Annotated in this window: 9 protein-coding genes; 5 read left to right on the top strand and 4 right to left on the bottom strand. The window is 60.8% G+C overall.

Annotation, left to right across the window (positions count from 1 at the left end; all coding sequences use genetic code 11):
- Positions 1 to 141: DUF1501 domain-containing protein (locus AC6FTP_RS23750; protein WP_497209393.1), on the top strand; the 141-nt coding region annotated here is incomplete at its 5' end.
- A 73-nt stretch (positions 142 to 214) separates the two neighbouring features.
- Positions 215 to 1,831, top strand: a complete 1,617-nt coding sequence (locus AC6FTP_RS23745) for a right-handed parallel beta-helix repeat-containing protein (RefSeq protein ID WP_497209392.1) — start codon at positions 215 to 217, stop codon at positions 1,829 to 1,831.
- A 51-nt stretch (positions 1,832 to 1,882) separates the two neighbouring features.
- On the opposite strand, the gene AC6FTP_RS23740 is transcribed toward AC6FTP_RS23745, so the two are convergent.
- The 3 genes from AC6FTP_RS23740 to AC6FTP_RS23730 all read right to left on the bottom strand — a co-directional run bounded on the left by AC6FTP_RS23740 (position 1,883) and on the right by AC6FTP_RS23730 (position 3,676).
- Entirely contained in the window at positions 1,883 to 2,179 is a 297-nt protein-coding gene (locus AC6FTP_RS23740; protein WP_497209391.1) for a Dabb family protein, read from the bottom strand.
- Between the two features lie 91 nt (positions 2,180 to 2,270).
- Positions 2,271 to 2,429: a hypothetical protein gene (locus AC6FTP_RS23735; protein ID WP_497209390.1), complete on the bottom strand. Its 159-nt coding sequence runs from the start codon at positions 2,427 to 2,429 to the stop codon at positions 2,271 to 2,273.
- Positions 2,430 to 2,473: 44 nt separating this feature from the next.
- On the bottom strand, positions 2,474 to 3,676 hold the full coding sequence (locus AC6FTP_RS23730; protein ID WP_497209389.1) for a hypothetical protein: 1,203 nt from the start codon (positions 3,674 to 3,676) through the stop codon (positions 2,474 to 2,476).
- A gap of 129 nt (positions 3,677 to 3,805) precedes the next feature.
- On the opposite strand from AC6FTP_RS23730, the gene AC6FTP_RS23725 reads away from it, so the two are divergent.
- The gene (locus AC6FTP_RS23725) at positions 3,806 to 6,100 is read left to right on the top strand and encodes a CehA/McbA family metallohydrolase (RefSeq protein ID WP_497209388.1); all 2,295 of its coding nucleotides are present in this window, start codon (positions 3,806 to 3,808) and stop codon (positions 6,098 to 6,100) included.
- Here AC6FTP_RS23725 and AC6FTP_RS23720 read toward each other — a convergent pair.
- Positions 6,097 to 6,972, bottom strand: coding sequence for a leucine-rich repeat domain-containing protein (locus AC6FTP_RS23720; RefSeq protein WP_497209387.1), 876 nt, complete (start codon positions 6,970 to 6,972; stop codon positions 6,097 to 6,099). The two genes, AC6FTP_RS23725 and AC6FTP_RS23720, sit on opposite strands and share 4 nt — an antisense overlap.
- Before the next feature lie 109 nt (positions 6,973 to 7,081).
- On the opposite strand from AC6FTP_RS23720, the gene AC6FTP_RS23715 reads away from it, so the two are divergent.
- Both AC6FTP_RS23715 and AC6FTP_RS23710 read left to right on the top strand, forming a co-directional pair.
- Positions 7,082 to 7,855 (top strand): platelet-activating factor acetylhydrolase IB subunit, encoded by a 774-nt coding sequence (locus AC6FTP_RS23715; RefSeq protein WP_497209386.1) that lies wholly within the window; start codon positions 7,082 to 7,084, stop codon positions 7,853 to 7,855.
- 156 nt (positions 7,856 to 8,011) lie between these two features.
- Positions 8,012 to 9,094: acetate--CoA ligase family protein (locus AC6FTP_RS23710; RefSeq protein WP_497209385.1), on the top strand; the 1,083-nt coding region annotated here is incomplete at its 3' end.

The raw sequence follows: 9,094 nt of genomic DNA, 5'->3' as shown, positions 1-9,094 counted from the left end.
CCCGTGCACATCCACGACCTCAACGCCACCGCCCTCCACCTCCTCGGCCTCGATCACACCCGCCTCACCTACCGCTTCCAAGGCCGCGACTATCGGCTCACGGACATTCATGGCGAGATCGTGAAAGGCGTGCTGGCTTGATGAACCGGGCCTGACGCATTCCGCACACTCTTTGTCGTGGAGTTTGGCTGGCGGGGCTCGTTATGATCGGCGCATGAAGCCTCTGCTCGCTCTCTTCCTTCTTTCCGTCACCGCCTCCTTTGCCGATGACTCGGCCAAACTCAGCGCCCTGCTCGCCAAAGACGGCGTCGTGACGATTCCATCAGGTGATTACCATCTCGACGGCTCGAAGCCGATTTCGCTGCGCTCGAACACGACGGTCATGGCGCACGGCGCACGCTTCATCCTGCCGGAGACGCTGCCGGATCAGGCTCGCGTGGTGCTTTTTGCCGGGGAAAACATTGCACACTTTGCCTGGCATGGCGGCGAGTTCATCGGGCATGTGTTTGATCCGGCGCAGAAGGAAAATTCATGGGAACCGAATGCGAACACGAAGGGCATCGAGATCACCACCTCCGTCGCGGGTGGCACGCATGACATCCTATTTCGCGAGGTGAAGTCGAACGGCATGGCCGCTGCGGTCATCGGGGTGCATGGGAAGTATGGCAGGAGCAGCGAGAGCGAGGTGGAGCACTATGCCGAGCGTGTCGCGCTCGAAAGCTGCACGCTTCTGCGCAGCGGGAAGTTCATGTGGGACTACGGCTACCTGTGGCAGATCGTGACTTTCCCCGAGGCCTACGAGCCTTGGGAGGTCGAGAGGGCGAAGAAATACTTCCGCACCGACCTCGTGCGTGAGGCAACCTTCAGCGGCGACGTCGTCAAATTCGATAACACCAACCGCCCTCTCGCCGTGAGCCTCACTGATGAGCCGAAAGAAGCGATCACCTTCCTGGGAGCCGATTTGCCGAAAAACATCGTCCGCGGCCTGCAATACTTCGTGGTCGAGTCCACGCCCACGCACATCCAAATCGCCGAAAAACCCGGCGGAGCGCCGATTCGCTTCGAGAAGGATGGCAGCGGCTCGTTAGCCTTCAACATCCAGGCCACCTACCTCGCCGCCTACGCACCCACCGGCAGCGGACCGGGCAAAGGTGCCTTTGACATCGTCGGCGCACGCGACGTGCGTGTCACCGGCTGTCAGCTCAGCGCTATTGGCGACACGATGCACATCCAGCGCTGCCGAAACATCGTCTTTGCGAACAACCACATCCTCGGCAGCCGCATGGGCGCGTTCTTTTTGGCCGAGTTCTGCCAGAACGCCACCATCACCGGCAATCTCGTCGATGGCACGAATGGCAGCCGCGTCATCAGCGTCGAGAAAAGCTGCACGGACGTCACCATGACCGGCAACACCTTCCGCAACGGCGGGCGTGGAGCGTGGATCAATCAGCCGGTCAATTTCATCATGACCGGCAACGTCTTCGTCAACAACACGACCAAAAACGAGCCTGACATGCGCCGTGGCCGCATCGCCTTCCAAACCGCGAAACCCGGCCAGTTCCCCGAACTTTACTTCACGCTCTATGAACCCGGTGCCACTTACGGCCCCGTCATTGTGAAGGACAACATTTTCATTCTTGGTGACTCTGCACCTGAGGAAGCTGTCACCTTTGCCCCCAATGGCCACGACATCCAATTCAGCGGCAACTCCTTTCAAAAGAAGCCTGTGGCCATCGTTGTCGATCCAAGCTGCACGAACGCTATCATCGAGCAAAACCAAGGTGCGAAGCCCCTGATCAAGCCCGTCGATTTCAATCACGGGCGGCGGTGATTTTTCCAAACCGGTGCGCGCGCCAGGAATCGAACCTTTAGTTCACTAACTTCAAGGGGGGGGAGGTTCGTAATCGATCTCCATGAACTCAGTGACCTCAGGAATCCAGCGATGCTGAACGAAGGCGCAGTGGTCAGGATGATTGCTGTAGCATGCGTAGGCGGTGCTGTCGGTGAACTCCATCGAGAGGCCAAAGGTGAAGTCGTTCTTCGGGCTGGTCTGGCGCAGGCACTCGAACCTCTGCACGCCCTCGATTTTCGCGAGTTCGCAGGCGGCGCGGAGGAAGTCACGCTCGGCTTCAGAGCCGGGCTCATGCTTGAGACGAAAGACGACGGTGTGGCGGATCATGGCAGGCAAATCAACGCGCTCAAATGCTCAGCTTCATCTTTTTCCTTTCGATGGCTCTGGCGAGAGTGGAATCAACGTGATCAATGAAGATTTAGGCCGCGAAGCTTTTGCAGATGTCCGTGCGCACGCCGCACAGGCGCTCCATGGTTTCATCGCAACGATCCTGTGCAGCAAAGATAGCATCACGCGGCTGGCTGCCTGTGGCGGCGGGGCCGCTCACGATGAAAGGCACATGAGTGCCTTCAACCAAAGGTTCGTTTGATCAAAGCGCCCATTCACACTCTTCGCGAAAGCTCACAGCCTCTCACAAGTCGCCAGCATGATCGCGCGGGTTTCGGTGGGGCCGTGGGTGTGGCGGTGATTGTGGGCGAAGTTGCCGCCGGTGTAGAAGAGGTGCCAGAGGCCGTTGCGCTGCACCAGGGCGTGCGGGGCGTGGAGGAGGTAGCTCGCGGCGGTGGTGCCGGGAGTGTCGCGGGTGATCCATGCTTTGCGATGCGGTCGCTGCCAGGTGATACCGTCGGTGGAGAAGCAGGGCTCGAAGTCGATGGTCTGAGCATCCAGCCGGTAATGGCCGAGCAGGCCGATGCGACCGCGCTCCGAGTGCGTGACGGAGAGGTAGTAGAACTGCAAATCGCGCGGATCATCCGCATCCGGCGTGATGACGCGCTGGCGATTGCCCCAGGTGAGGCCGTCGGCGCTGATGAAGCGATCAATCACGCGGACCAAGCCGGGGATGTTATCATTGGCGGCGTAGCGCGGATCGTCCTTGCTCACGCTGATGAGCGCCACGGTGTAGAGCTCGAAACTGCCGTCGGGAAGCTGATACACGTTCGTCGCGTCATTGGTGATCAGTTGCGCGGGTGCCAGAGCCTCGCCATCGACCGGTTTGGCCTTGCGACTTGCCAGCTTCGTCAATCCGATCTCCGCCGCCGCCTTGCCATCCACCGTGCGATCACTCGCGTGATAAAGGCAAGGCGTGGCGGCATTCAAGACATTGAATGCGCGACCGTCCACACTGTCCGCAGCCAGATAGCGCACCACGCCTTCGCCATGCGCCCAGAAGTAAAGTCGTGTGCGGCCATCCTTCAGACGCAGCGTGACGACCTGCACTGGCTCCCAGCCTTCCGGAAGTCCACCGATGGCCAGAGGCGCGGTTTTGTCCGGCTCGCCAGGCGTGCAGACGGCTAGCGTGCGTCTCCACTCGCCGCCGACCTTGCCTTCGTGATAGCCGATATTCTTCGCCACGCCCTTTGGCCCTGAAACACTCGTCCACACGCGCCAGCGGTCGTCATCTAGCGGCTCCACGGTGCTGGTGAAATTCTGCACCCAGGCATTCGCTGGCTCTCCTTGATGGCGAAACAACTCGCCATGCTTTTTCCAGGAGGATGCATCGACAAAGGCGGTCCCATCAGCGGCATGGCTATGCCTGCCATTCAACATTCCAAAACCAGCGCCACTGAGCATGGCGAGCATATCACGTCGTGAAGAGGACATCATGCGGACATGGGTTGTACATGACTTGAGAAGGTGCCAGCGAGATCTCGGCCTGGACTTGTCGGGTTGGCTTCCGGCAAGCATGCTGACCTTCAGTGCGTTCTGTGTGGCATGAATGCACAGCGTCTTCTCGTGACATACCTCGGAATGATGAGTTGGTCCTTGGGGGCGGATGTCGAGCCGCAGCCTTTCCTCGCGGCGACGCAAAGGCTCATTGATGCGACGAGCTTCCTCGGCACGCCGTTCAGTGCGGAGGAGATCGCGACGCTGAAGGACGGTATCCGCGCGAGTGATGCGGCGGCGGTTTCTAAGGTGCAGTCGATGCTGGATGCTCATGCGCTCTTCCACGTCACCATCACGCCGGAGCAGCGGGTGAAGGTGGCGGCGGGTGCGGCGAAGCCGGTGCTCGATGAGGCGGGTTGGCGGCAGTATCTCGTGCGGGTAGAGAATGAAGCGGGTGTGACCGCAAAGCTCTTGGCGGGCAGTCCGCAGGCCAAGGAAGCGTATGTGAAAGGCTCGCCGCCGGTGGTGCCGAATGTGAAACCGAAAGACCCCGGCGAACCGGCGCTCTCGACGCGATGGCTGGATTTGCAGATGTTTGAAGCGGAGCCGATGCGGGTGAATTTGAGCGGGCTCGCGGTCGAGTATCGGATCATCCAACTCTACAGCCGCGATGCGGGGAAACGGGATGCGACCTTCAGCTTCGACACCGGCCAGGGCACGCAGGATCTCGGCTTTCGCAATGAGGTGAGCCTGCTCTTTGATTGCCAGCTAGCGCGGGTTGTGAAGCTGAGCATCGTGGATGAAGACGGTATGCCCTGCGTGGCCGAGCTGCTGATCAAAGATGCCGCCGGGCGGGTTTATCCATCTCAGGTCAAGCGTGTGGCACCGGACTTCTTCTTCCACCCGCAGGTGTATCGAGCCAATGGCGAATCGCTGCGGCTGCCGGATGGCGAGTATGATGTCACCTTTCGTCGCGGGCCGGAATCCATCGCGGAGTCGCGTAAGGTGACCATCTCTGGCAAAGACACGACGCTGAGTTTTCAAGTCAAGCGCTGGGTCGATCCCTCAAAGCTAGGCTGGTGGAGTGGGGATCATCACATCCATGCGGCGGGCTGCGCGCACTACTCGCAGCCGACGATGGGCGTCCACGCGCCGGACATGGCGCGGCATTGCATGGGCGAGGATCTCAAGATCGGCGCGAACCTCACCTGGGGACCATGCTTTGATTATCAAAAGCAGTTCTTCACCGGCACGGAAGACAAGGAGTCGCGCCATCCCTTCCTGATCCGCTACGATGTCGAGGTCAGCGGATTTGGTTCGCACAAAAGCGGCCACCTTTGCCTGCTGAAGCTCAAAGAGCAGATGTATCCCGGCGGTGATTCGACCGCGCACTGGCCCACGCTTTGCCTGAACACGCTGAAGTGGGCGAAGAAGCAAGGCGCGCTCACCGGCCCTGCGCACAGCGGCTGGGGCTTGCAGCCGCTGGCGGAAAGCGATCCCGCACGCGGCCAGCAATACAAACTCGGCCTGCCAAGCGCCACCGATGAACTGCCGAACTACATCGTGCCGCCATTCAACGGCATCGGTGCCTGCGAGTACATTGTCGATGTCACGCACATGGTCGAGGGGCCGAATGGCAAGCCCGTGCCTGCCGTGGACTTCATGTCGATGGTGGATACGCCGCACACCTGGGAGCTGAACATCTGGTATCACACGCTCAACGCCGGCTTCCGTACGCGCATCAGCGGCGAGACCGACTTCCCCTGCATCTACGGCGAGCGCGTGGGCCTGGGCCGCGCCTATGTGAAGCTCGATGGACGGCTCAGCTACGACGCCTGGTGCGAGGGCATCCGCTCGGGTCGCGCCTATGTCAGCGATGGCAAAAGCCACCTCATGGAGTTCAAGGCGAACGATCTCGAACTCGGTGTGAACGGCAGCGAACTCAAGCTCGCGAGGCCCGCCACGATCAAGCTCAGCGCCAAAGTTGCGGCGCGGCTCGATGAGCAGCCGCGCCCCGACATCCAAAACGCGCCCGCTGGCCAGAAGCCCTTTTGGGACATCGAGCGCGCCCGCATCGGCAGCACAAGAGAGGTGCCCGTCGAGGTACTCGTGAATGGCGTGTCAGTGCAGAAACAAACCATCGCCGCCGATGGCACGTCGCGTGATTTGGCCTTCGATGTGCCCATCGAAAAGAGCTGCTGGGTCGCGCTGCGCATCCGCGCGAGTTCACACACGAATCCCATTTTCATCATCGTGGATGACAAGCCCATCCGTGAGAAACGCAGCCTCGAGTGGTGCCTCAAAGGCGTGGATCAATGCTGGTCGCAGAAGGAAGCGCTCATCGACCCGAAAGAGCACGCCGATGCCGTGGCGGCGTATGAACATGCGAGAAAGGTCTATCGGGAGAGACTGGCTGACTTTTAAAGTCGCAGCTTCTTCGTGAGCGTGGCTTCTTTATCCGCCTCGCTCATGGGTTTGAAGTCCACTTTGCAGTTCGGCAGCGCGGCTTGGATCGCCTCCACGTCCGCGGCGGAGATGTCCACGGTCTCGATCTTGAGCTTGGTCAGCTTTGGCAGCGCCTTCAGGTGCGGAATGATCTTCGCGCTCAGACGGGCTTCGGTGAGTTCGAGGGATTCGAGCGTCTTGATCTGGGCCAGTGTGGCCATCGTCGATTCATCGAAGCTGATCGGCGAGTCCTTGCCCCAGCTTGGGAGGCGCTGGCCCATGCGCAGGCCGGTGAGGTTCGTGAGCTTGATCAGATGCGCGTTCCCTGCCTGCGTCTGCGCTGTGTGCCAGGTGCGGAATTCCTTGAGCTGTGTGAGCTGGCCGATGGCTTCCATCGCGGCATCGCCCGCCGTTGATCCGGCAAAGGTAAGGCGCTCCAGCTTCGGCAGTGCCTTCAACTGCGCGAGGCCAATGCCGGTGAACTTCTCCGAGCGGAAGGCGGGATGGAAGAACGACAGCGACTTGAGCTTTTGAAATGCGACGAAGTGCTGGTAGCCCGCGTCCGTGAGCTGAACGCCATCGCTGCTCAGTCGTTCGAGTTCGGTGAGTCCGGTGAGCAACGCGAGAGTATCATCCGTGATCGTTTTGCCGCTGATCGTGAGGTCTTTGATCGTCGTGAAACTGCCGAGCGTGCGGAAATCCGCCTCGGTGAAGGCATCACACTTCACATTCACCTGCGTGACGACTCCGGCAGTCTCCGTGACCTTGGCACCGAGGGCTTTGAGAGACGCGACATCCGCAGCCTGGAGGCTGCCGCAAAGAACAATGAAGAGGAGTGGGATAAATTTCATGGGCGCATGAAACGCACGACATGAGGATGTTCTGACCACCTTGGAGAGAAGTTGAGACCAGCGAGTTTGTGATTGTCAGCGCACGCGCCTCTTATCAAACTTCGCGCCCATGAAATTCACCACCCTCGCTACCGCCTCCCTTTTCCTCATCGCCACCGCCTTTGTTCAGGCACAGACTCCGGCACCTGCGAAACCCGCAGTGCCTGCGGTGAAACTGCCGCCCCAGGCCCCTGATGTCGCCGCACAGAAGTTCGGCCCTGATGGCAAGGTGAACCCTGGCTTTGCCGCCGCACATGAGCGCTTCGTGAAAATTGCCCAGGAGGGTAAAGCACAGCTCGTCTTCCTCGGTGACTCGATCACGCAAGGCTGGGGCAGCCAGAAAGCCATCTGGGACAAGGCTTTCGGCCAGTACACGCCTGCCAACTTCGGTATTGGAGGTGACCGCACCCAGCACGTCCTCTGGCGTATTCAAAACGGCGAGCTGGATGGTATCAAGCCCAAGGCAGCCGTGCTCATGATCGGCACGAACAATGTGGCCACCGACACGGCGGAAGGCATCGCCAAAGGCGTCACCGTCATTGTCGAAACCATTCGTGCCAAGCAGCCTCAGGCCAAGATCCTTCTCCTCGCCGTCTTCCCGCGCGGCGACAGGCCCACCGGCAAGCTCGGAGCCCCCAACGACAAGCTCAAGCAGGTCAACGCCATCATCGCCAAACTTGACGATGGGAAGAACATCCACTTCCTCGACATCGGTTCCAAGTTCCCGCAGCCAGACGGTGCCCTCACCAAAGAAGTCATGCCCGACTTCCTCCACCTCTCCGCTGCTGGCTACCAGATCTGGGCCGATGCCATCAGCCCGAAGCTGGCTGAACTGATGAAGTAAGCACTTCGGGAAGAAGTGGTTTCAAGCTTCGGCGGCATGGTCACTCCATGCCGCCGATGTGTTTTGATCTTGGAGCCAGGAGGCATCCGCACGATGAGCGGGCTTTTCCCCAAACTCGGCTTGGCTTGTGTCGTCCAGCGTGCGCAGACTGGTACTATGCCCACCGCTCCACTTGCCACCTGTTCGTTGCCTGAGAGCAATTCACCTTTGCAGCCTTTCTTCGCGCCGCATTCCATCGCCTTGATCGGAGCCACGGAGCGCGCGGGCAGTGTCGGGCGGGCTTTGATGGAAAACCTCATCGCCTTTGCGGGTGAGCTTTACCCCATCAATGCGAAGCATGACCAAGTGCTCGGCTATCGCACTTGGCCAAGTTTGAGCGCCATCGGTTTGCCCGTGGATCTCGCGGTGATCGCCACACCGGCGGTCACCATGCCGGAGATCATCCGCGAATGCGCCACCTGCGGGGTGCGTGCGGCCATCATCATCTCAGCCGGATTTAAGGAAACCGGAGCCGCCGGAGTCGAACTCGAACAACGTGTGCTGGAGGAAGCTCGACGCAGCGGCGTGCGCCTCATTGGCCCGAACTGCCTCGGCCTCATGGCGCCACACACGGGGCTGAACGCCACCTTTGCCACTGCCATGGCGCAGCCCGGACGCGTGGCCTTCCTGAGTCAAAGCGGCGCGCTTTGCACGGCCATCCTCGACTGGAGTTTCCGCCAGCGCGTGGGCTTCAGCGCCTTTGTCTCTGTCGGCTCCATGCTCGATGTCGGCTGGGGCGATCTCATCCGCCACTTCGGCGATGACCCAGCCACGGAGAGCATCGTTTTGTATATGGAGTCCGTGGGCGATGCCGCCGCCTTCATGGAGGCCGCACGCTGTGTCGCGGCAAAGAAACCCATCATTGCCATCAAAGTGGGCCGCACTGCCGCCGCCGCACGCGCCGCCTCCTCCCACACCGGCGCGATGACCGGCAGCGATGACGTGCTCGATGCCGCCTTCGAGCGCGCCGGTGTGCTGCGGGTGGACACCATCGAGCAACTCTTCGACATGGCCGAGGTGCTGTCCAAGCAGCCTTTGCCCAGCGGACCACGGCTCGCCATCGTCACGAATGCTGGCGGACCCGGCGCGCTCGCCACCGATGCCCTCGTGCGTCATGGCGGTGAGCTGGCTGAGTTCACGCCCCCCACGCTCCAGCAACTCGACTCCCAACTGCCCGCGCATTGGAGCCACGGCAATCCC

This window comes from Prosthecobacter sp. (assembly GCF_044378005.1).
Classification (GTDB): domain Bacteria; phylum Verrucomicrobiota; class Verrucomicrobiia; order Verrucomicrobiales; family Verrucomicrobiaceae; genus Prosthecobacter.
The sequence above is the reverse complement of the archived record's forward strand: the minus strand, read 5'-3'. Positions and strand labels throughout refer to the sequence as shown.